The sequence below is a fragment of the Agromyces albus genome, from assembly GCF_030815405.1.
GTDB lineage: Bacteria > Actinomycetota > Actinomycetes > Actinomycetales > Microbacteriaceae > Agromyces > Agromyces albus_A.
In genome coordinates this window covers 328122-349531 of record NZ_JAUSWX010000001.1, presented here as the reverse complement: position 1 = coordinate 349531, position 21410 = coordinate 328122, and the positions used below count along the sequence as shown (strand labels likewise).

General features: G+C 68.3%; 18 protein-coding genes. 9 read left to right on the top strand and 9 right to left on the bottom strand.

Features of this window, described 5'->3' with window-relative positions:
• Positions 1-136 precede the first annotated feature (136 nt).
• A complete protein-coding gene (locus QFZ29_RS01555; RefSeq protein WP_306892480.1) occupies positions 137-817 on the top strand; it encodes a DUF3105 domain-containing protein in 681 nt (226 codons plus the stop codon).
• A gap of 35 nt (positions 818-852) precedes the next feature.
• Positions 853-1473 (top strand): DUF305 domain-containing protein, encoded by a 621-nt coding sequence (locus QFZ29_RS01550; RefSeq protein ID WP_306892479.1) that lies wholly within the window; start codon positions 853-855, stop codon positions 1471-1473.
• Between the two features lie 38 nt (positions 1474-1511).
• On the opposite strand, the gene QFZ29_RS01545 is transcribed toward QFZ29_RS01550, so the two are convergent.
• Positions 1512-3446 (bottom strand): ABC transporter ATP-binding protein, encoded by a 1935-nt coding sequence (locus tag QFZ29_RS01545; RefSeq protein ID WP_306892478.1) that lies wholly within the window; start codon positions 3444-3446, stop codon positions 1512-1514.
• A gap of 213 nt (positions 3447-3659) precedes the next feature.
• On the opposite strand from QFZ29_RS01545, the gene QFZ29_RS01540 reads away from it, so the two are divergent.
• Both QFZ29_RS01540 and QFZ29_RS01535 read left to right on the top strand, forming a co-directional pair.
• Complete coding sequence (locus tag QFZ29_RS01540) at positions 3660-5183, top strand: LuxR C-terminal-related transcriptional regulator (RefSeq protein ID WP_306892477.1); 1524 nt, start codon at positions 3660-3662, stop codon at positions 5181-5183.
• A 191-nt stretch (positions 5184-5374) separates the two neighbouring features.
• Entirely contained in the window at positions 5375-6829 is a 1455-nt protein-coding gene (locus tag QFZ29_RS01535; protein ID WP_306892476.1) for an LPXTG cell wall anchor domain-containing protein, read from the top strand.
• A 63-nt stretch (positions 6830-6892) separates the two neighbouring features.
• On the opposite strand, the gene QFZ29_RS01530 is transcribed toward QFZ29_RS01535, so the two are convergent.
• The 3 genes from QFZ29_RS01530 to QFZ29_RS01520 form a co-directional block, all read right to left on the bottom strand.
• Positions 6893-7879 carry a carbohydrate ABC transporter permease gene (locus QFZ29_RS01530; RefSeq protein ID WP_306892475.1) on the bottom strand — a complete coding sequence of 329 codons (987 nt, stop codon included), beginning with the start codon at positions 7877-7879 and terminating at the stop codon, positions 6893-6895.
• Positions 7876-8847: a carbohydrate ABC transporter permease gene (locus QFZ29_RS01525; protein WP_306892474.1), complete on the bottom strand. Its 972-nt coding sequence runs from the start codon at positions 8845-8847 to the stop codon at positions 7876-7878. The genes QFZ29_RS01530 and QFZ29_RS01525 overlap by 4 nt, the downstream gene beginning before the upstream one ends.
• 95 nt (positions 8848-8942) lie before the next feature.
• Positions 8943-10286, bottom strand: coding sequence for an ABC transporter substrate-binding protein (locus tag QFZ29_RS01520; protein WP_306892473.1), 1344 nt, complete (start codon positions 10284-10286; stop codon positions 8943-8945).
• A 273-nt stretch (positions 10287-10559) separates the two neighbouring features.
• On the opposite strand from QFZ29_RS01520, the gene QFZ29_RS01515 reads away from it, so the two are divergent.
• Both QFZ29_RS01515 and QFZ29_RS01510 read left to right on the top strand, forming a co-directional pair.
• On the top strand, positions 10560-11585 hold the full coding sequence (locus QFZ29_RS01515; protein ID WP_306892472.1) for a LacI family DNA-binding transcriptional regulator: 1026 nt from the start codon (positions 10560-10562) through the stop codon (positions 11583-11585).
• Positions 11586-11795: 210 nt separating this feature from the next.
• The gene (locus QFZ29_RS01510; RefSeq protein ID WP_306892471.1) at positions 11796-13433 is read left to right on the top strand and encodes an AbfB domain-containing protein; all 1638 of its coding nucleotides are present in this window, start codon (positions 11796-11798) and stop codon (positions 13431-13433) included.
• Positions 13434-13590: 157 nt separating this feature from the next.
• On the opposite strand, the gene rplL is transcribed toward QFZ29_RS01510, so the two are convergent.
• The 3 genes from rplL to QFZ29_RS01495 form a co-directional block, all read right to left on the bottom strand.
• Positions 13591-13974, bottom strand: coding sequence for a 50S ribosomal protein L7/L12 (rplL, locus tag QFZ29_RS01505; protein ID WP_306892470.1), 384 nt, complete (start codon positions 13972-13974; stop codon positions 13591-13593).
• A gap of 48 nt (positions 13975-14022) precedes the next feature.
• Positions 14023-14538 (bottom strand): 50S ribosomal protein L10, encoded by a 516-nt coding sequence (gene rplJ, locus QFZ29_RS01500; protein WP_130351776.1) that lies wholly within the window; start codon positions 14536-14538, stop codon positions 14023-14025.
• Between the two features lie 289 nt (positions 14539-14827).
• The gene (locus QFZ29_RS01495) at positions 14828-15547 is read right to left on the bottom strand and encodes a response regulator transcription factor (protein ID WP_306892469.1); all 720 of its coding nucleotides are present in this window, start codon (positions 15545-15547) and stop codon (positions 14828-14830) included.
• A 256-nt stretch (positions 15548-15803) separates the two neighbouring features.
• Between QFZ29_RS01495 and QFZ29_RS01490 the strand changes: the two genes are divergently transcribed.
• Positions 15804-17501, top strand: coding sequence for an MDR family MFS transporter (locus QFZ29_RS01490; RefSeq protein WP_306896565.1), 1698 nt, complete (start codon positions 15804-15806; stop codon positions 17499-17501).
• Between the two features lie 9 nt (positions 17502-17510).
• Complete coding sequence (locus QFZ29_RS01485) at positions 17511-18005, top strand: MarR family winged helix-turn-helix transcriptional regulator (protein WP_306892468.1); 495 nt, start codon at positions 17511-17513, stop codon at positions 18003-18005.
• Between the two features lie 4 nt (positions 18006-18009).
• On the opposite strand, the gene QFZ29_RS01480 is transcribed toward QFZ29_RS01485, so the two are convergent.
• Together QFZ29_RS01480 and QFZ29_RS01475 are read right to left on the bottom strand one after the other, a co-directional pair.
• Positions 18010-19569, bottom strand: coding sequence for a sensor histidine kinase (locus QFZ29_RS01480; RefSeq protein WP_306892467.1), 1560 nt, complete (start codon positions 19567-19569; stop codon positions 18010-18012).
• Positions 19566-20309 (bottom strand): response regulator transcription factor, encoded by a 744-nt coding sequence (locus tag QFZ29_RS01475; protein WP_306892466.1) that lies wholly within the window; start codon positions 20307-20309, stop codon positions 19566-19568. Before QFZ29_RS01475 ends, QFZ29_RS01480 begins: the two co-directional genes overlap by 4 nt.
• A 143-nt stretch (positions 20310-20452) precedes the next feature.
• Here QFZ29_RS01475 and QFZ29_RS01470 point away from each other — a divergent pair, with 143 nt between their 5' ends.
• On the top strand, positions 20453-21385 hold the full coding sequence (locus QFZ29_RS01470) for a hypothetical protein (RefSeq protein WP_306892465.1): 933 nt from the start codon (positions 20453-20455) through the stop codon (positions 21383-21385).
• The last annotated feature ends 25 nt before the right edge of the window (positions 21386-21410 follow it).

Genomic DNA, 21410 nt, shown 5'->3' with positions numbered 1-21410 from the left:
GGGGCCCGCGCGCTGTCACTCGCGCCGGAGCGGCGGGACGACTGTGAATGCGCTGTGAAGTACGCCTCTCGCGGAGGAGAACCGGGGCGGCATACGTTCGTATGGTTGCATCCCCACGATCGAGAGAGGCCTCCGCGTGAGCGCGACCCCGCCCGTTCCCCCGTCCGTCAAGAAGCAGCTCACCGTCAAGCAGCAACGCGCCGAGCAACGCGCGAAGAAGCTCGAGGAGTACCGCAAGCGCGAGCAGCGCTCGAAGCGCAACCGTCGCATCGGCATCGGCGCCGCGGTCGTCGGCGGCGTTGCCGTCGTCGCACTGCTGGTGTCGGCGATCGTGCTGACGCCGCAGCCCGCGTCCTACAGCGCGGGCGGCACGGGCGCCGAGGTCGAGGGAGTCGAGACGTTCGAGAACGAGTCGGCGCACGTCGAGGGGGTCGTCGACTACCCGCAGACGCCGCCGGCCGGCGGCGAGCACAACCAGGTGTGGCTGAACTGCGGCGTCTACACCGAGCCCGTGCCGAACGAGAACGCCGTGCACTCGATGGAGCACGGCGCGCTCTGGGTCACCTATGACCCGTCGCTCGCTGACGACGAGCTCGCCGCGTTGCGTGCGAAGCTGCCGTCGACCTACGTGATCCTCTCGCCGTTCGAAGGCCTGCCCTCGCCCATCGTGCTGAGCGGCTGGAACACCCAGCTACAGGTCGAAGAGGCCGACGACGAGCGAATCGCCGCGTTCTTCGAGGAGTACTGGAAGAGCCAGAACGTGCCCGAGCCCGGCGCCCTCTGCACCGGCGGCATCGACGGGCCCGGCAAGGCGTGACCGAACCGACGGGCCGCGCGGGCCGGGGCTCTCGCGTGGCTGTGCTCGTCGCGGCATCCGTCGCCCTCGCCGTCGTGGCGATCGTGGCCTTCTCGATCGGCCGGCTCTCGACGCTCGCCGACCCGACGCCCGTCGACTCGAGCGCCGAGGCCGGATTCGCTCGCGACATGCAGGTGCACCACCTGCAGGGCGTCGAGCTCGCGATGATCGTGCGCGACACCACCGACGACGACGAGGTGCGGCGGCTCGCCTACGACATCGCGACGACCCAGGCGCAGCAGGCCGGGCAGATGTACGGCTGGCTCAGCACGTGGGGACTGTCGCAAGCCGGCGGAGAGCCGTCGATGACGTGGATGTCGCGGCCCGCCGACGGCGAAGGGCACGACTCGCACGCGGCGACGCACACGGCCGGCGCGCCGATGCCCGGACTTGCGACTCCGGCGCAGATCGAGGAGCTTCGCGCGGCGACCGGTGTCGAGGCCGAGCGGCGGTTCCTCGAGCTCATGATCGTGCATCACCAGGGCGCGGTCGAGATGGCCGAGGCGCTGCTCGGGCGCTCCTCGAATGACGTGGTGGTGAGTCTCGCGACCTCGATCGTCGCCAGCCAGACCTCCGAGATGGCACTCATGGAGGACATGCTCGCCGAGCGCGGCTGAGCCTCGCCGAGCGCAGCCGAGTGCTGTCTCGCGCGGACTCAGCTCTCGAGCACGGGTCGCTCCGCCTGCTGGCGATAGAGCGAGGCATAGACGCCCTCGGCGCCCACGAGCTCGGCGTGCGTGCCCCGTTCGACGATCCGGCCTCCGGCGATGACGAAGATCACGTCGGCCGCCACGACCGTCGAGAGGCGGTGCGCGATCGCGATGGTCGTGCGCCCGCGCGCGGCGTCGTCGAGCGCCTCCTGCACGACCCGCTCCGAGATCGTGTCGAGGGCGCTCGTCGCCTCGTCGAGCACGAGCACCGCGGGATCCTTCAGCAGCACCCGGGCGATCGCGATGCGCTGCTTCTCGCCGCCCGAGAGCCGGTATCCGCGCTCCCCCACGACCGTGTCGTAGCCGTCGGGGAACGAGGCGATGGTCTCGTGGATGTTCGCGGCCCGGGCGGCGGCCTCGACCTCGGCGTCGGTGGCGTGGGGCTTCGCGTAGCGCAGGTTCTCGCCGATCGTGGCATGGAAGAGGTAGGTCTCCTGACTCACGATGCCGATATTCGAGATGAGCGACTCCTGGCGGAGCTCTCGCACGTCGACCCCGGCGAAGCGCACCGAGCCGGCGGATGCCTCGTACAGCCGCGGCACGAGGTAGGAGACCGTCGTCTTGCCGGCTCCGCTCGGCCCCACGAACGCCGCGAACTGGCCGGGCTCGATCACGAAGCTCACGGCATCGAGGGTCGGACGCGAGTCGCCCTCGGTGTCGGGGTAGCGGAAGCTGACGTCATCGAACTCGACGCGGCCGAGCGACCCGTCGGTGGGAACCTCGCGGGCGTCGGCGCGATCGGTGATCGACGGCTTCAGGTCGAGGTACTCGAAGATCCGGGCGAAGAGCGCGCTTGACGTCTGCAGGTCGAGCGCGACGCGCATGAGGCCCATGAGCGGAAAGAGGAGTCGCGCCTGCACGGTCGTGAACGCGACGATGGTTCCGGCCGTGACATCCGCTGCTCCGCCCGTGATGAGCCAGCCTGCGACCAGGTAGACGATCGCGGGGATCGACGACATGAAGATGTTCACCATCGCGAAGAACCACTGGCCGGTCATCTGCTGCCTGACCTGCAGGGCGATCTGGTTGCGGTTCTCGTCGGCGTAGCGATCGATCTCGCTGCCCTGCCGGGTGAAGCTCTTCGAGAGCAGGATGCCCGAGACCGAGAGGGTCTCCTGGGTGATCGCGGTCATCTCGGACAGGGACTCCTGGGTCTTGCCGGCGATGCGTGCCCGCACCTGCCCCACGCGACGCTGCGCGATCACCATGATGGGCATGAGCACGAGCGCGATCACGGTGAGCTGCCAGTTCAGGATCAGCATCGCGACGAAGGCCGAGATCACCGTGACGGTGTTGCCGAGCACGCTCGAGACCGTGTTCGTCAGCACGCCGGCGACCCCGCCCACGTCGTTCTGCAGGCGGGACTGGATGACGCCCGTCTTCGTCCGCGTGAAGAAGCTGAGCTCCATCGACTGCAGGTGGGTGAAGAGGCGCACACGCAGCGCGCCCATCACCTTGTTGCCGATCGTCGCGGTGAGCCAGGTCTGCCACACGCCGAGGAGCGCCGAGACGATGAACACGGCGATCATCGCGGTGACGAGCCCCGTGAGCACCGGCACGTTCGGGCCGCCCTCGGCGAACAACCCGTCGTCGAAGGCCCGCTGTGTGAGGAGCGGTGGCACGACGCTGAGCGCCGCGCCCACGAGCACGAGCACGCCCGTGGCGATGAGCGCGACCTTGTGCGGGGCGAACAGCTCGCCGATGCGGCGCAGGAGGTTCGGGATCTTCGGTGCTTCGGCATTGGCCGCGCGCTGCGCCTCTTCGTCGGCCGACCCGATCCGGCGGCCGCCGCCCGGGACTCCGCCGCCGGCCGGGCCGCCCGGACCATGGGTCGTTGCTCCGCCGCGGCCGCCGCCGCCACGCCCGCCGACATTGCTCATGGACTCACCCTAAGCCGGTGAACGAGAGTGATGGCCGGGCGAGAGTACCCCGAATGGGCAGTTCGCTTTCCGCGTGACCGGGAGTAGTTTAGGAGGCAAACCCGAAGAACCCTCGACTCGGCGACAGCCCGCCGGTTCACTCGTACTTCACACCCGTTTCGTCGGAGAGTCACCCGAGGCTCGCCGACGACGCCTCCCCTGTAAAGGAGGCCCATGCAGGAGACACCCGAAGACCCCGCTGGGATCTCGTGGCGAACCATCGTCCGCGAGTGCGGATCAGCCCTGTGCATTCGCATCAGTACTGAACCCGAGCAGTCCTGGTCCAGCGACCCCGCGAAGCTGCTCGCGATCGCGGGTGGCCTCCGGGCCGCGGGGGCATCGAACCCGTATGCAGCCGAGCCGTACCTCGACGCCGCCGATGCCCTGCTCGCCGACGGCGCAGTCGACCCGGTCCTCACGGTGCTCGCCTCGGTGCTGCGGGCGGTCACGATGCGCGAGCTCGGGCGGTACACCTCGGCCCGTAGTCTCCTCCGAGGGGCCGGCGATTCGCTCGCAGCGGCAGAGCTCTCATTCAGCGAACGGATCGATCTCAGCGCCCTCGTGGTGATGCACGAGGGGTTCTGCGAGCTGCAGCAGGGCGACCTCGACGCTGCACGCAGAACGCTCGTGCGCGCCCTGCACCTGGCCGGCGACCGAACGGCACCCGCTCTCCTTGCCGAGGGGTACGGATGCACCGCGCTCATCGAACTGCGCACGGGCAGTCTCCGCGACGCCGAGGCGACCATCACCACGGCACTCGAAATCGCCCGATCCGCCGAGCTCGGCAACGAACCCTGCACGGCGCCCGCACGGCTCGCACAAGCCTCGCTGGCCATAGAGCGCGGACAGCTCGACGGGGTCGGCGATCGACTCGCCGAGCTCGCACGTGACACCGCAGGCACCGAATACGCGCCGCTCGTTCTCGCCGTGACCAGCAGCTTCCATGAAGCCGTCGGCGACGATGACGAGGCGATGGACGACCTGCAGGAGTTGCAGCTCGTGATCCGCGACTGGGAGGCGCCGAGCCTTCCACGCACCCTGCATGACTACGCGCGCGTGGGACTGCTCGTGCGGCATCAGGAGACGGCGAGCGCGCGCGCGCAACTCGCGCGACTCGAACCGGATGCAACCCACTCCCGGTGCCCCGCGGCATGGTCTGCGCGAATCGCGCTCGACACCGGCGACTATGCCGGTGCGATCGAGCTCACCAACCCGTGCCTCGCAATGGGCGACATGCACGCGCCTCGTACCGCGACGCTCGCGAACCTCGCGAACGCGGCCGCACACGACCTGCTCGGCGACGTCAAGACCGCCGACACGCTCTTCGCTCGCGCGCTCCTCCTGGCCTCCTCTGCGGGGCTCGTGCGACCGTTCGGCTTCCTGCCTCGCCAACATCTCGCCCAGCTCGTCGAGCGGGCCGAGAGCATGCGGCAGCCCCAGCACGTGCAGCGGATGCTCGAACTGATCTCGACGAGACTCACCGACGATCACGCGGATGGCGCCGCCGTCCTGACCCCGCGGGAGCACATCGTGCTCGAACGGCTCGTCGAGGGTGACACCCAGCAGCGCATCTCATTCGAGCTCTCGGTGTCGCCGAACACCGTGAAGACGCAGTTGCGCAGCATCTACCGGAAGCTCGGCGTGACCACCCGGGACGGCGCGGTGCAGCGGGCACGTACCCTCGGGATCATCGGGTGACTCTTTTCACGCGCAGGGCGCGGATTCGGCGCGCCCGCGCGCGGGGAGTCGTCGATTCACCCGATCAGGATCATCACCGGTTCACCCCCCGCTCACCGTTGGAAGCCCTCACAGGTCACCCGCCGGGTGGTGCTTCCATGGGCCCTGTATGGCCACCCGAGCCATCGATCCTGTCAGAAGGAGGGACACCGATGCATTCACGCAAGGGTCTCGCTGTGCGACACGAGGGACGACCCGAATCGTTCCACGAAAATCCGGCGACGACCGAAGACCGTCAGAAGTGGCGGCGAGTGCTCGCCGCCATCGCCATTTCAGCCCTCGCCGTCGGCGGCATGAGTGCCCTTGTCGTCTCGCCCGCCGCAGCTGACGACACGGAGGTCGTTCTGGAGGAAGCGGCCGAAGTCATCGACGAGGCCGCCGCACTGGCTGCCGCAGCGCAAGCTGAAGCGGACGCCGCAGCAGCAGCCGAGGCCGCAGCAGCCGCGCAAGCGGAAGCAGAAGCAGCAGCAGCCGCGCAAGCGGAAGCAGAAGCAGCAGCAGCAGCGCAAGCTGAAGCAGACGCCGCAGCAGCCGCGCAAGCGGAAGCAGAAGCAGCAGCAGCAGCGCAAGCTGAAGCAGACGCCGCAGCAGCAGCGCAAGCTGAAGCAGACGCCGCAGCAGCCGCAGAAGCAGCAGCAGCAGCAGCAGCCGAAGCAGAAGCCGCCGCGCAAGCCGCAGCAGACGCTGCCGCAGTGGAGTCTGCCGATGCAGCCGTGGCTGAGGAAGTCGTCGAGGCCGCCGCTGACACGGGGACCGCGGAGGCGCACGCAGCACCTTCCGACGTCTCGCTGTTCCTCGTACCGCCGCCTGAGGGCGAGGTCCAAGAGAAGGTCGAGATCTGTCATTCGACGAGTGCGCACACGAACCCGTACGTGATCAACGAACCCAACGCGTCCGGTGACGTGGAAGGACACGCCGATCACGATGGACCGATCTGGTTCCCCGGCATCGAGGAGGACTGGGGCGACATCATCCCACCGTTCACCTACGAAGATGAAACCGGGGTCCACTTCTTCCCGGGTCTGAACTGGACCGCGGAAGGACAGGCGATCTTCGCGAACGACTGCAAGATTCCCGACCAGCCTCCGCCCGTGCTCACCGTCACGGCACACGCGTGCCCGGTCGTTGATGGCACCGGTACCGTGAACTTCGCGGTCACCGGGCTGCTGGCGAACGTCGACTACCGCGTGACGATCCTCGACGCCCAAGGCGAGTTCGTCGACGCAGTGGAGATCGACGGTGAGGATGGGACGTTCGAGGGCTCGTTCAACCTGCAACCGGGCAACTACACGATCGTGCTGGAAGAGGTGAATGGCGACGTGTTCGAGATCACCAGGCAGCAGTTCACGATCGGTGCCTGCCCGACACCGCCTCCGCCTCCGCCTCCGCCTCCGCCTCCGCCGCCGCCGGCGCCGGCGCCGGCGCCGCCGACTGTGGTGGTAAAGGTACCGGTAGCACCGGCACCAGTGGTCGTGAAGACGCTCCCAGCGACGGGCGCCGAGACGGCTGAGCCGCTCATGGCAGGTGGCATGATCATGCTCCTGCTGGGCGGGGCGGCGCTGCTTGCAGCGAACCGTCGCCGCTGGGGGACCTCGCGCGCTGAGTAGTCGAGATCCTGCAACGATGGCGGGTGCCCTCACGGGCACCCGCCATCACTCTGTCTGGATGGACTACCCCTTCGTCGAGCCGGCGAGCAGGCCGCGCACGAAGTAGCGCTGCAGGCTGAAGAACACGATGAGCGGGATGATCAGCGAGATGAAGGCGGCCGCCGTGAGGCGCTGCCATTCCTGACCGCGGTTTCCGGTGAGCTCCGCCAATCGCTGGGTCAGCGGCGCGACATCCGCCGTGCCTCCTGAGAAGACGAGGGCTACGAGCAGGTCGTTCCAGACCCAGAGGAACTGGAAGATGGCGAACGACGCGAGGATCGGCACCGACAGCGGGAGGATGATCCGGAGGAAGATCTGGCCGTGGTTTGCGCCGTCGACCCGTGCTGCCTCGACGAGTTCGTTCGGGATGTCCGAGATGAAGTTGTGCAACAGGAAGATCGCGAGCGGGAGGCCGAAGATCGTGTGCGCGATCCAGACCTGGATGTAGCTCTGGTCGGGGATGATCGGGATCACGTCGTGGATCGCGCGTTGTACCGGCAGCAGCCAGGTCGTGAACATCTGCAGCAACGGGATGAGCGCCATCTGCAGCGGCACGATCTGCAGCGCGAAGATCGCGATGAAGATGATGCCCGCGCCCTTGAACGGGATCCACGCCAGCGCGTAGGCCGCCATCGCGGCGAGCACCGTCGCGAACACGACCACGGGCACGGTGATCGCGATCGAGTTCACGAAGTACGAACCCAGCTGGGGCGCCGATGACGACGAGGAGAGCAGCACCTCGCTGTAGTTGTCGAGGGTCCAGCCCCAGTTCTCGAAGATCGTCCACCAGCCGGTGGTCTTGATGAGCTCCTCTGGCCGGAACGACGAGATGAGCAGGCCGAAGGTGGGGATGACCCAGATCACCGCGATGACGAGGGAGACGATCGTGGCCGTGCGCGAGGTCAGTCGCTTCTTGACGCGAGTCGCTTTCGTGCCGTCGGCGTTGTACCCGCGGCGAAGCTCGGCTTTGGTCTCGGAATCGACCGGGATCTCGATCGGTGTGTAGGTCATCGGATCTCCTTCTGCTGCCGGAGCACTCGAACGTTGTAGACGACGATGGGCAGCACCAGCACGAACAGCACGAGCGCGAGCGCCGAACCGCGCCCCGGCTCGAGCGCCCGGAAGGCCTGGGTGTACATCTCGTTCGCGACGACGCTCGTCTCGAAGTTGCCGCCGGTCATGGTGCGCACGATGTCGAAGACCTTCAGTGTGGCGATCGAGATCGTGGTGACGACCACGACGAGCGCCCCGCGGATGCCCGGAAGGGTGACGTTCGTGAACCGTTGCCAGCCGTTCGTGCCGTCGAGCTCGGCGGCTTCGAGTTGCTCAGCGGGAATTCCCTTGATGGCGGCGGAGAGCACGACCACGGCGAATCCGGTCTGCACCCAGATCATCACGACGATGAGGAGCAGGGTGTTCAGGGGTGGCGACTGCAGCCAGAGCACGGGATCCTGACCGAGCCAGACGAGGATCTGGTTCAGGAGGCCGATCTGGTCGCGGCCGGACGGACGGAACTCGTAGACGAACTTCCAGATGATGCCGGCACCGACGAACGAGATGGCGAACGGCATGAAGATGAGCGCCTTGTAGATGCGCTCACCGCGTGACCGGTCGATGAAGTTCGCATACGCGAGGCCGATGATCGTGGAGATCGTCGGCACGAGGAGCACCCAGATGACCGTGTTGCGCAGCGTGACGAGCGCTTCGGGCTGGGTGAACATCCAGACGAAGTTGTCGAATCCGACGAACTCCCCCGCCCTGTTGGCGAACGCCGCGATGGTCGTGAGGACGAACGGGTAGACGAGTCCCACCGCGAGCAGGATGACCGCGGGAAGGAGGAAGAGCAGCAGCTGCAGCACATCCCGGCCGCGCTTGGGCGCCTTGTCGATGAAGAACAGGATGAGGCCGATGACGGCGACGAACACCGCGATTCCGGCGATCAGCTGGACGATCTTGCCGATGAGATCAGCGGTCGTCATTGCGGAGCTCCTCTCCGTTGAGGGTGGCAGCAGGGCCGCGCGGCGAGCCGCGCGGCCCCACTGGTCTCGATGCTAGAGCAGTGGTCGCGTTGCGACTACTGCGGCCAGCTGTCCTGGATGAACTTCGTGGTGTCGGCGGTGGACTTTCCGCCGATCCAGTCGACCATGCCCTTCCAGAACGACCCGGCACCCACCGCACCCGGCATGAGGTCCGACGCGTCGAAGCGGAACGTGGTCTCGGGGTCTTGAAGGATCCCGACGGCGTTCGACAGGATCTCGCTGGACGCGTTCTCGGGGTCGAGGCCCTTGTTGGCGCTGATCACACCGCCGAGTTCGACCCGGATGTTCGCCCAGGTGTCGCTCGAGAGGTACGTCTGGAACGCGGCGACCTCTTCGGCGTCGCTGTACGCGGCCACGATCTCGCCACCACCGGTGACGGCGTTGGCGCCGGCCTCGGTGCCGGGAAGGAGGAATGCCCAGACGTCACCGTCTTCGGCAACCGTCGTGCCCTCGGGCCAGAAGCCCTCGTAGAACGTCGCCTGGTGGTGCATGGCGCACGTGCCGTCGAGGATCGGAAGCCCCGCGTCGCCGAACTCGGTCGTCGCGATCGAGTTGACGTCGCCGAGGCCGCCGTTCACCATGGCGGGCTCACGGATGAACGCGCCGACGGAGTCGAACGCGGTCGTGATCGGCTCGTCGGTGAACTTGACCTCGTTGGCGACCCACTGGTCGTAGACCTCGGGGCCGGCCTGCCGGAGCACGAAGTCTTCGATCCAGTCGGTGCCGGGCCATCCGGTGGCGTCACCGGAGGCGAAGCCGACGCACCATGGCTTGTCGACGGCGCCTGCACCTGCGATCTCCTCGGAGAGCGTCGTGAGCTCGTCGAGGGTCTCGGGGACCTCCCAGCCGTTCTCCTCGAACATCGCCGGCGAGTACCAGACATAGCCCTTGACGCTCGCCATCAGCGGCGCGCCGTAGACCGTGTCTTCGACGGTGCCGTAGGCCTGCCAGTCTTCAGACCAGAATTCCTGTGCGTTGGCCACGACCGAGTCGGGCGCCGGCATGAGGTATCCGGCCTCGGCCTGCGCGGCCAGGAGTCCGGGCTGCGGGAAGATCGCGAGGTTCGGCGGGTTGCCGCCCTGTGCGCGCACGTTGATCTGGGTCTCGAACTCCTTGCTGGGCTCGTAGACCACGTCGATGCCGGTGCAGGACTCGAAGTCGGCCCAGGACTCGTTGAGGCGATCGGCTTCGACGTCGCTGATGGTGCCGTAGATGCTCACCTCAGTGCCCTCGTCGAAGGTGCCGTAGGTTTCGTAGGGCCCACAGTCCGCATCGGATGTCTCGGGGGCTGTGTCCCCCGTGCATCCGGTGAGGGCGAGGCCCACGGTTGCAGCCGCTGCGAGTGGAATCAGCAGACGGCGATGCCGTGTTGAACGCATATCTCTCTCCTCATTGAGTGGTGCAGGGGAAGCCGGGAACCGGTTCCAGCCTCCAACGTAGGACAGGACGCCGCTCGGCCACAAGATATCGATGGTCACGAAACGGACACTGCTCGGATCTGGGAGTCAATCGGCCGCTCGCGCGGAGAGAGCGCTCTCATGACAAACTGGCCTGATGACCTCCGCTGCGGGTCGACTCGTCGGAACCGGTTCCACTCACGTCCCCTTCGCGACTACACTCTGCAACGGAGCTGCCCGACGAAGGGAGGCGCTATGGCTGCGATCAGCGACGTTGCGCGCCTTGCGGGCGTGTCCAAGGCGACGGCATCGCGCGCGCTGAGCGGCCGCGGCGCCGTGGCCGACGTGACCCGCCGCCGCGTCGAGGCCGCCGCCGCCGAGATCGGCTTCATCGCCTCGCCCGCCGCCGCGAGCCTCGTCACCGGCCGCACGATGAACGTGGGCGTCATCATCCCGTTCGTCAATCGCTGGTTCTTCGGCGAGGTGCTCGAGGGCATCGAGCGGGCGCTGCTCGCCGCCGGCTACGACCTCACGCTCTACAACCTGGCTGACGACGGACCCGAGCGGGCGCGCGTGTTCGACTTCTTCCTCGCCCGGAAGCGCGTCGACGCCGTCATCGCCATCGGGGTCGATCTCTCCGAGCGCGAGATCGCGTCACTCGAGCAACGCGGCAAGCCGATCGTGGCGCTCGGCGGCGCCGATGCCGGCGTGCCGAGCCTGACGATCGACGACCGGGCGGTCGGGTTGCTCGCGACCGAGCACCTCCTGCACCTCGGGCACACCGGTATCGCGCACCTCGCGGGGGCGGGTGCGGCGACGATGCCGCACAGCGTTCACGGGCGACGACGGCACGGATTCCTCGAGGCGATGACTGCGGCAGGGCTCGCGCCCGGCGGGCGGTCGCACATCCACGAGACCGAGATGACCATGCCCGGCGGGTACACGGGCACGCTGCAGCTCCTCGGCCATCCCGGGAAGCGGCCGACGGCGCTCTTCGCCGTTTCCGACGAGGTCGCCTTCGGCGCGTTCCGCGCGGCCGAGCACCTGGGCATCACGATTCCGGGCGAGTTGTCGATCATCGGCATCGACGGCCACGAGTACAGCGAGATGTTCGGTCTCACGACGGTGGAGCAGTATCCGGGCGAGCAGGGCAGGCTGGCGGTCGACGTCGTGCTGCGACTGCTCGGCGAGGGGGAAGAGGCCGACCCGCTCCCCGACTCCGGGGCCCCCCTCCCGACGCGGCTCGTGGTGCGCTCGAGCACGACTTCCGCCCCGCGCTGAGTCGTCGCGCCTCGCGGGCGTCCGCCCGATTGCGCGAATGCCCTTGTAGGACCGCGCATGCGTATGTGAGGATGCCGATCAACGGATAGCGATATCCCGGTGCCGCCTCCAACGATGGAACGGAAGTCAATGTCGACGAATCACCGCCACCCTCAGTCATCGGGTCATGGGATCTCGCGCAGGTCCTTCGTGACAGGTGCGTCCATTGCCGTGCCACTGGCCATCCTCGCCCCCGCCGGGGCATCCGCGGTCCCGAGCAGAACCCGCCGGGCCATTCCGCGCGTCGCCGCGGCATCGGGCGCGACCTCGACCTACGCTCACCCCGGGCTCGTACACACCCTGTCGGATCTCGAGCGCGCGTCGGCGCAGGTCGCCGGCGGCGCCGAGCCGTGGGCTGGAGGCTGGGGCCGTCTCGTCGCGAACGGCCGATCGAGCGCCGGGTGGTCGCCGCGTCCGCTCGAGACCGTCATCCGCGGCGGTGACGGGTCGAACTACGGGCAGCTGTTCCCCGACATCCACGCCGCATACCAAAACGCCCTGCGGTGGCACATCTCGGGCGAGGAGGCCCACGGCGCCGCCGCGGTGCGGATCCTCAACGCGTGGTCGGCGACGCTGAAGACGGTCACGGGCAACGCCGACCGCTTCCTCGCCGCGGGCATCTACGGCTACCAATTCGCGAATGCGGCCGAGCTGGTGCGCGATCGCCCCGACTTCGAGGTCGAGCGATTCCGCGACCTGCTGCTCACGGTCTTCCACCCGATGAACGAGCACTTCCTCACGAATCACAACGGTGCGGTCATCACGAACTACTGGGCGAACTGGGATCTCTGCAACATGGCGTCGATCCTCGCGATCGGCATTTTCGCCGACCGCGACGATCTCGTGGACCGGGCCGTCGAGTACTTCCACAACGGCGCGGGGAACGGCTCCCTGCCGCACGCCGTGCCCTACGTCTATGACGACCAGGGCCTCGCGCAGTGGCAGGAGAGCGGTCGCGACCAGGCGCACTCGATCATGGGCATCGGACTCATGGGAGCGTTCTGCGAGATGGCCTGGAACCAGGGCATCGACTGCTACGGGCTCGATGACAACCGCTTCCTCAAGGGCGCCGAGTACGTCGCGAAGTACAACCTCGGGGATGACGTGCCGTTCACGCCGTACACCTGGCAGTCGGGTCCGTCGACGACCGCGTCCCACGCCGGATGGCAGACGCACACCGCCCCGAGCTCATACGCTCGCGGACAGGCCCGACCGGTGTGGGACCAGGTACTGGGGCACTACTCGGGCCGCATGGGACTCGACACCCCGTGGGTCGCGCAGATGGCCGAGAGCCTGCGACCCGACGGCGGCGGCGGCGACTACGGGCACAACTCCGGCGGATACGATTCGCTCGGATTCGGCACCGTCATGCAGTACTCGGCCGAGTCCGGCAGGCGCATCGCGCGGTTGCAGAGCTTCAACTACCCCGAGCGCTACGTTCGGCATTCGGGAACGGCGGTGCGAATCGACCCGACGGCGTCGCCGCTCGGAGATTCCCAGTTCCGGGTGGTTGCCGGGCTTGCCGGCACTGCCGACGGGCGCGTCTCATTCGAGTCCGTCGACACGCCTGGTCACTTCCTGCGCCACGCGAACTACACGCTCGGCCTCGTCAGGAACGACGGCTCGGCGCAGTTCGCCGCCGATGCCACGTTCCTCCCGGTCGAGGGGCTGGCGCACTCGCGACTCACGTCATTCCGGGCGCACAACGTCGCCGACCGCTACCTCCGCCACTACGGCTACGGTCTCCGGCTCGATGCGGTCTCGAGCGACCTCGGCCGCGCGGACGCGACGTTCCGAATGGTCGACTGAGCAGGCCAGACGACGGATGCCCCGTGGCTCGTGAGCCACGGGGCATCCGTGTATTCAGGTGACGCAGGTCACCTCAAGCTGGGTTCCCTCTCGCGAGGGACCGACTACTTGAGGGTGACGGTCGCACCCAGTGTGCTGCCCTCTTCGAGGGCCGGCACTACTTGATGTTGACGGTCGCGCCGGCCTCTTCGAGAGCAGCCTTCGCCTTGTCAGCGGCTTCCTTGGTTGCGCCCTCGAGCACAGCCTTGGGAGCGCCGTCGACGACGGCCTTGGCCTCGCCGAGGCCGAGCGAGGTGAGCTCGCGCACGACCTTGATGACCTGGATCTTCTTGTCGCCAACGGCCTCGAGCACGACGTCGAACGCCGTCTGCTCTTCGACCTCTTCGGCAGCAGCCGCGGGGCCGGCAACGCCGGCAACGGCCACGGGGGCAGCCGCGGTGACCTCGAAGGTCTCCTCGAATGCCTTGACGAACTCAGAGAGCTCGATGAGGGTCAGGCCCTTGAACTGCTCGAGCAGTTCTTCAGTGGACAGCTTCGCCATGATTTTTCTCCTTAGATTCTGTGGTTACTCACCGCTGGAGGCTCTCGCCTACGCAGCGGACTCCTGCTTCTCACGCAGCGCGTCGACCGTGCGAACGGCCTTCGACAGCGGTGCGTTGAACAGATATGCGGCTCCGAACAGCGAGGCCTTGAATGCGCCGGCGAGCTTCGCCAGCAGCACTTCGCGGGACTCGAGGTCGGCGAGCTTGCCTACCTCTTCAGCGGTCAGGGGCTTGCCATCGAAATAGCCGCCCTTGACCACGAGGAGGGGGTTCGCCTTGGCGAAGTCACGCAGTGCCTTCGCGACGGCGACCGGGTCACCGTGCACGAATGCGATCGCGGAGGGACCGGCGAGCTCGTCATCGAACGACGAGATGCCGGCGTTGTTCGCCGCGATCTTGGTCAGCGTGTTCTTCACCACGGCGTAGCTCGCGTCCTCACTGATGGACTTGCGCAGCGTCTTGAGCTGGGCAACAGTGAGGCCGCGGTATTCGGTCAGCAGAACGGCGGTCGAGCTCTCGAACAGGTTCGTGAGTTCGGCAACCGAGGCTTCCTTGTTCGCCATGGCCACTCCTTGTGTCTTCAACGTGCATCGCGGAAGCGGTGCACGGCCTGGAGCCGCTGGAAAACTCAAAAAGAGAAAGAAAAAAGCTCCGGCGCAGTTGCGCGGAGCTCGGCCCGGATACATCGGGAAGTCTTCGTCACACCTGCGCGGGCCCTTGCTTTCGCAAGACTTCGGTCATGCTCCCCGATTGTGTCAATCGGCGCGCACGAACAACCAGCGGTCTTCGGCTCCGACAAGGCTAACGGATGCCCCGCCCCCTCGCAAATCGGCGCAACCGTCGCTGGGCGCCTCAACCGTCGTTGATGCGGTACCCGATGCTGCGAACGGTCTCGAGCAGGTGGCTCGACTCCGGCGCGGCGGTCTCGAACTTCTTGCGCACGCGCGTGACGAGCACTCGCGTCGCGGCGATGCTTCCCTCGTCGTACGTGGCCAGGGCGCGCGCGAGCTCTTCGACACGGACGACCCGCGGACTGGCCTGCATCAGGCACTGCACGAGCAGGAACTCCCGCGGCGTGAGTGACACGATCGCATCGCCGATGGTCACCTTGAACGCCTGGGGGTCGAGGATGAGCTCGCCGACCTTCAACGTGCGTGCGGAGGGCTCCATCCGGATGCCGCAGGCTCGAACCGCCGCGATCAGTTGCTCGGCCCGGCACGGGAGGGCGAGGATCGACCGCGCGCCCCGCGCGATGGCCTCGTACGCGAGGTCGGTGGCGTTCTCGTGCGTCGCGAGTCCGACGATCACGGGCACGTCGCTCCCGGCGACCATCGCCTCGATGAAGCTCAGGAAGTCGACGTTGACCATGTCGGTCGGGGCGACGATCGCCGCCGGCTCAGCAGACCCGGCGGCCAGCAGGGCACCGATCGCGTCGCGGCATCCGTGGATCTCGAATCCATGGGTCTCGAACGAGTCGACCGGATGCCCCGGGGCGGATCGTGACTCGATGAAGAGCACGCGAGCGGGCCAGCTGGGCGCTGCGAGGGCGATCTTCGGCGCGTCCTCGTGCACGATTGCCTCGCTCAGCCGAATGTCAGTCGAATTTTCGCCGGCGTGCGCCGACCTATCCATAGAAGGACGTCACCATGAACTCGACGTGAACGGCGGCTTTCTGTTCCCCGACGTATTAGTTGACGAAAGTCCACTATCGATATATAGTTGACCATCGTCAATCAATAACGGGAGTTCCATGGCCAGCACCACGAGCACGAGCACGCGTACGAAGGATCCGGATGCCGCGGCATCCGTCGAGCTCACCGAAAGCGGCATGACGCACCGGCAGGTGCTCTCCGCACTCTCGGGACTGCTGCTCGGCATGTTCGTGTCGATGATCGCGACGACGGTGGTCGGCACCTCGCTGCCGCTCATCATCGCCGACCTCGAGGGCGACCAGGCGTCCTTCACATGGGTGGTCACGGCGACCCTGCTCGCGACGACGGTGTCGACGCCCATCTGGGGCAAGCTCGCCGACCTCTTCAACCGCAAGCTGCTGCTGCAGCTCGCGCTCGTGATCTTCGTCGTCGCATCGGCGATCGCCGGGTTCTCGCAGGACCCGGGCATGCTCATCACGATGCGCGTCTTCCAGGGCCTCGGCGCCGGCGGTCTGGCCGCGCTCAGCCAGATCGTGATGGCCGACATCATCAGCCCGCGTGAGCGCGGCAGGTACGCGGGCCTCTTCGGCGCGGTCATGGCCGTGGCGACCGTCGGCGGTCCGTTGCTCGGCGGCGTCATCACCGACACGCTCGGCTGGCGCTGGAACTTCTTTGTCGGGCTCCCGATCGCGATCGTCGCCCTCGTCCTGCTGCAGCGCACCCTGCGCCTGCCGAAGCGCCCGAAGACCAAGGTCTCGATCGACTACCTCGGCATCGTGCTCATCACAGCGGGCGTCTCGCTGCTGCTGCTCTGGGTGAGCTTCGCGGGGCAGCAGTTCGAGTGGAACTCGTTGCAGAGCTACCTCATGGTCGGCGGCGCCGCCGTGCTGCTCCTCGCGGCCGTCTTCGTCGAGCTCAAGGCGAAGGAGCCCGTCATCCCGCTCGGGCTCTTCAAGAACCGCACATTCACGCTCTCGGTCATCGCGAGCCTCTCGGTGGGCGTCGCGATGTTCGGCACGGCGGTGTTCCTCAGCCAGTACATGCAGCTCGCGCGCGGCGCGACCCCCACCGAGTCGGGCCTGCTCACCATCCCGATGATGGCAGGGCTGCTCATCGCCTCCACCGTGGTCGGCGGCCTCATCAGCCGGCGCGGCAAGTGGAAGGCGTACATGATCACCGGTGCCGCGCTCGTCGTCGCTGGCAGCCTGCTGCTCTCGCGACTGCACTACGACACCGACTTCTGGTACGTGGGCGTCTCGATGTTCGTGCTCGGCGCGGGCGTCGGCATGGTGATGCAGAACCTCGTGCTCGTCGTGCAGAACACCGCCGAGGTGAAGCACCTCGGCGTCGCGACGAGCGCCGTCACGTTCTTCCGCAGCCTCGGCGGCACGGTCGGCGTCGCCGTCATGGGCTCCGTGCTCGGCACGGTCGTTGCCGAGCAGATCAAGACCGGCGTCGGCACGCTCGAGCCCGAGCAGCAGGCCGTCGCCGCCCAGACCCTCGGCTCCGGCACCATCCCGACCATCAGTGCGCTGCCCGACTACCTGCGCGTCGTCGTCGAATCGGCGTACGGCACCGGCGTCGGCAACGTCTTCCTCGTAGCCGTGCCGCTCGCGATCGTCACGCTCATCGCCGTGATCTTCCTGCCCAACAGCGATCTCGGCACGCTGAGCGCCGTGCAGCGCGCGAAGGCCGAGGCGCCTCACCACCGCGAGGTCGAGGACGCGGAGGATGCCGCGATCGATGCCGCCACGGCATCCGTCGCCCTCGCTCCCGTCGGCCTCGCGCACCCCGACGGCAACCGCGCAGGCGACGGCGAGCGGGCGGGCGCGAACCGCGACCCCGGCCGGTCCGCCGGATCGCGCGGCGAATAGGATGCCCGCATGACCGCCACCCCACCGTCGGCCGCCCGTATGGCCACCGACACCGAGATCGCCGCGGTCGAGGAGCAGCTCCGCTTGCTCCTGGTGCGCGTGCGAGCCGTGTGGAAGGAGGCCGCGGCCGCGGTGCATCCCAAGCTGCAGCCCGTGGGCTACAAGATCCTCGTCACCGTCGTGCGCCGTGGCCCCATGCAGGCCGGCGCTCTCGCCGATCTGCTCGGGATCGACAAGAGCGTCGTCAGCCGCCAGCTGAAGCACCTCGAGACCCTCGGCCTCGCCGAGGTGCGCGTCGACCCGGCCGACGGGCGCGCCCGCATCATCGAGGCGACGCCGTCTGCGGTCGAGACCATCAGCCACCGGGGATCGCGGATGCAGCAGCAGCTCTACGAGCAGTTGCGCACGTGGCCCGTGCACGACGTCGACGAGCTCGCGCGACTGCTCGGGCGGCTCACGTCGGAGGTCGTCGGGCCCGTCGCGGGCCCGCTGCCGGCTCCCTGACATCTCAGCGAGCGGGCTCCGCCTCCGCGTCGGCCGCAGCGGCGGGCAGCCGCACCGTGAAGCGCGTGGAACCCGGCTCGCTCTCGACGTCGACGGTGCCGTGGTGCGCTTCGACGACGGCCCGCACGATCGCGAGGCCGAGCCCGGTGCTGCCCGCGAGCCGTGAGCGTGACGAGTCACCGCGGGCGAAGCGTTCGAAGAGCGACTCGGCCAGCTGTTGCGGGATGCCGGGGCCGTTGTCCTCGACCGAGAGCACGACGTCGTCGCCGTCACGATCGAGGGTCGCGACCACCTCGGTGCCCTCGGGCGTGTGGATGCGCGCGTTCGCGAGCAGGTTCGACACCACCTGGCGCAAGCGTGGCTCGTCGCCCATCACGTGGGGGGCGGCATCCGGCATCCGCACCTCCCAGTCATGATCGGGGCCGGCGGCCTGCGCGTCGCCGACCGCCTCGCCGACGATGCGACCGAGGTCGACCGGCTGCGACGCGAGCTCGCGTCCCTCGTCGAGGCGGGCGAGCAGCAGCAGGTCCTCGACGAGCTCGGTCATGCGCACCGACTCCGACTCGATGCGGCCGATCGCGTGGATCACGTCGGGCGGCAGGTCACCGCCGTGCAGCCGCGTGAGCTCGGCATACCCGCGGATCGAGGCGAGCGGCGTGCGCAACTCATGGCTCGCGTCGGCGACGAAGCGGCGCACCTTCTGCTCACTGTGCTCACGGGCGGTGAGGGCGGATGCCACGTGGCCGAGCATGCGGTTGAACGCCGTGCCGAGCCGGCCGACCTCGGTGCGCTCGTCGTCGACCGGAACGCGCTCGCCGAGCGCCACATCGCCGCGGTCGAGTGGGAGCTCGGAGACCTGCTGCGCCGTCGCGGTCACCTCCTCGAGCGGGCTGAGGGCCCGCCGCACGACCGCTGAGCCGAGGGCGAGGGCGAGGGCCAGCCCGCCGAGGGCGACGATCGTGACGGTGAGGGCGAGTTGCGCGGTCTGCACGTTCACGTCGTCGAGCGGGAGCCCGAGCACGATCCGCAGCTCGGGTTGCAGCTGCACGGCCACGGCCCGATAGGAACCGAGCGAGCCGGCGCTGACCGTGTGCGGCTCACCGTCGGCCGGGACGTCGGCGAGCATCGATGCGTCGCCCTCGCCGGGATCTGGGAGCTCGCCGCCCGTCGAGATGTATCGGGCGACCACGGCGCCGTCGGGCAGCACGATCGCGCCGAGGGTGCCGGCCGGTTGCCCGGGCACACGGAGGAACTCCTCGACGGCAGCCGACGGGTCGGGCGGGATGCCGGGCCTGGCGACATCCGTCGCGCGCGACGATGTGGCGCCAAGGCTCGCGTCGAGCCGTTCGACGGAGGACGTGTGGAAGACGACGACCGTCGCGACGCCGATCACGGCGCTCACGGCGACGAGAAGGGCGGCGACGATCGCGAGGAGCCGCCGATGCAACGTCAGAGCGGGGCGCAGCTTCGCGACATCCGCCGTCTGCGATGCCGCGGCCGCCTCGGTCTGCGTGTGCGCCTCGCGCGCCGAAGCCGCATACCCGGGTTCGCCCGGCCGCGTCATCCGGTGGCCTTCAGCATGTAGCCGGCACCGCGCACGGTGTGGATCATGGGCTCACGGCCCGCGTCGATCTTCTTGCGCAGGTAGGAGATGTAGAGCTCGACGACCGACTCCTTGCCGCCGAAGTCGTACGACCAGACCCGGTCGAGGATCTGCGCCTTCGAGAGCACGCGGCGCGGATTGCGCATGAGGAAGCGCAGGAGCTCGAACTCGGTCGCCGTGAGCTCGATCGGGGTGCCGTCGCGGGCGACCTCGTACGAGTCCTCGTCGAGCGTGAGGTCGCCGACGGTGAGCACCGGGTCCTTCGCCTGGGCGAGGGTGAGGGTCGAGCGGCGGATGAGTCCGCGCAGGCGCGCCACGACCTCCTCGAGGCTGAACGGCTTGGTCACGTAGTCGTCGCCGCCCGCCGTGAGCCCGGCGATGCGGTCGTCGAGCGAGTCCTTCGCGGTGAGGAAGAGCACGGGCGTCTCGGTGCCGTCGGCGCGCACGCGCTGCAGCACCTCGAGGCCGTCGATGTCGGGGAGCATGATGTCGAGCACGATCGCGTCGGGCCGGAACTCGCGGGCGACCTTCACGGCGCTGAACCCGTCGGCGGCCGTGCGCACGTCCCAGCCCTCGTAGCGCAGGGCCATCTTCAGCAGCTCGGTCAGCGAGTGCTCGTCGTCCACGACGAGCACTCGCACCATCGAGCCGTCGCCCTTCGTGATCGCGGGCGCTCGGTGCGGTGATGGTGCGGTGCTCATGCTTCCAGTATCCAGACGGCGCTATGCGTTTCCTATGACTCCGATGAGCGGATGCCGCGCGGTGGGCGGCCCGGCAGCGGCGCTCGTGGCGCCCGATGACGACGGCTTCATCCGAGGCGTCCGTCCGTCGGTACCCTTGACGGATGACCCGGCCGAGTGACTCCCCGCGCCCGCGCACGCACCCGAACGCACCGGCGCTCGGACTGCTGCTCGACGTCGACGGACCCATCGCGAGCCCGGTCAGCCGCTCGATCGCGATCCCGACGATCACCCGCGATCTCGTGCGGCTCGCGGCAGCCGGCGTGCCGATCATCTTCAACACGGGTCGCTCCGAGGCGTTCCTGCGCGAGCAGGTCGTCGGCCCGCTTCTCGAGGCCGGGCTTCCCGAGCACTCGACGGTCTTCGCCGTCTGCGAGAAGGGTGCCGTCTGGTTCGAGATCACCGCCGCGGGCATGGGCGAGGTACAGGTGGCCGAGGATCTCGCCGTGCCGTCCGCGTACGGCCGCGCCATCGAGACACTCGTCGCCGAGCGCTTCGCACAGCAGGTCTTCTTCGATGAGACGAAGCGCGCGATGGTCTCGGTCGAGCAGCGTACCGAGATCACGAACGAGCAGTACCGGCCCGTGCAGCGCGAGTTCGACGCGCTCGCGTTCGCCGAGTTCGAGCGGCACGGACTCGGGGTCACCGACGGCGAGCGCGAGGTCGCGGCATCCGACGGCGCGGTCGACTTCCGCATCGACGCGACGATCATCTCGACCGACATCGAGTCGGTGCTGCTCGGCAAGGATCTCGGCGCGCGCCGGGCGATCGAGTGGCTCGAGCGGCACGGCACCCTGCCGATCGCCTGGCGCACGGTGGGCGATTCCCGCACGGACTACGCGATGGCGGACTGGCTGCACGAGCACGGCTTCGACGTCGCGCACGTCGACGTGCGACCGGCCGACGGCGTTCCCGAGAAGCCGTACCCGGTGCTCACCGCCGACGAACTCATCCACGACGAGGCCGGCGCCGCATTCCTCTCGCGCTGGGTCGACATGGTCGCCGGGGTCGCCGACGACGACCGCGACGTCGCATAGCGCACGGTCCTCGCGTCCGACATCG